This is a genomic window from Mycobacterium interjectum (assembly GCF_900078675.2).
Taxonomy (GTDB): Bacteria; Actinomycetota; Actinomycetes; order Mycobacteriales; family Mycobacteriaceae; genus Mycobacterium; species Mycobacterium interjectum.
This window is the reverse complement of record NZ_LT546263.1, coordinates 1-1,012: the sequence shown is the minus strand read 5'-3', so window position 1 is coordinate 1,012 and position 1,012 is coordinate 1. Positions and strand designations below refer to the sequence as shown.

General features: G+C 65.3%; 2 protein-coding genes. One reads left to right on the top strand and one right to left on the bottom strand.

Annotated elements, in window-relative coordinates; translation table 11 throughout:
• Positions 1-231: FAD-binding protein (locus BN4348_RS60260; protein WP_160040690.1), on the bottom strand; the 231-nt coding region annotated here is incomplete at its 3' end.
• Between the two features lie 355 nt (positions 232-586).
• Here BN4348_RS60260 and BN4348_RS59210 point away from each other — a divergent pair.
• A partial coding sequence (locus BN4348_RS59210; protein WP_142308847.1) for a PE family protein occupies positions 587-1,012 on the top strand: 426 nt, incomplete at its 3' end.

Below are 1,012 nucleotides of genomic sequence, written 5' to 3'. Positions count from 1 at the left end.
GTAGGTCTTTGCGGAGCGGGCAGCCAGTGGTTCGGCCAGTTCGGGCATGGCCGCGCGGATGGTTCCCGGTGTTCCGGGCAGAGTCGAGCGGCCTTTTTCGACGAACAGCACCCGCCGGCCCGAGCGGGCCAGCGAGTAGCCCAGCATGCCACCGCCCATGCCGGTGCCCACAACGATCACGTCCCACACCACGCGTTCGGCCTCGCGCGCACTCACAACACCGTCAGCCAATCGAACTCCTTGGTGCAGGATCGGCCCGAGGCGCGACCGGCCTGGGCGAATCGGGATCGTAGCATCCGGCACGACGGACAGATGGGGTGAATTACCCGCCCAGTCGAGCGCACCGTCGCACGTCGATCGGCCCCGAATCGCCCGAAGCTTGCGGTTTGGTGGGCCGCCAGTTGCACCGTGGGACAGACCGATATGGCTCATCCCCAGACCGCCCCCCTTTCCACCGCGGCTTATTTCGGCCTAGAAGTATTCAAGTAAGGCAAATTGGTAGAGATCAGTATTGGACAGGTGTAGGGTAAGGCCGCTGCTTCAAGAGGACGTTGAAGACACGTCGCGCCTGCAATCGGAGCCACCCATGTCTCCCTATGTGATCGCAACGCCGGATCTGTTGGCCGCGGCGTCGTCCGACTTGGCCGGTATTCGGGAGACGATCAGTGCTGCCGCCGCGGAGGCGGCGCCTGCGACGACGTGGCTGGTACCCGCTGCGCAGGATGAAATCTCGCAGGCGATCTCGACATTGTTTGGCGCCTACGCGCAGGAATATCAGGCGATTAGCGCGCAGGCGGCGCTGTTTCATCAGCAATTCGTCAACGCCATGCATGCCGGCGGGGCGCAGTACGCGGCCGCAGAGGCGGCCAACGCCAACCCGTTGCAGAGCGCGTTCAACACGATCAATGGGGAAGTCCAGGCGCTTACCGGGCGTCCGCTGGTCGGTAACGGCGCCAACGGAGCGAATGCCACAGCCCCCGGGGGCGCGGGCCAGGCCGGCGGTAACGGCGGG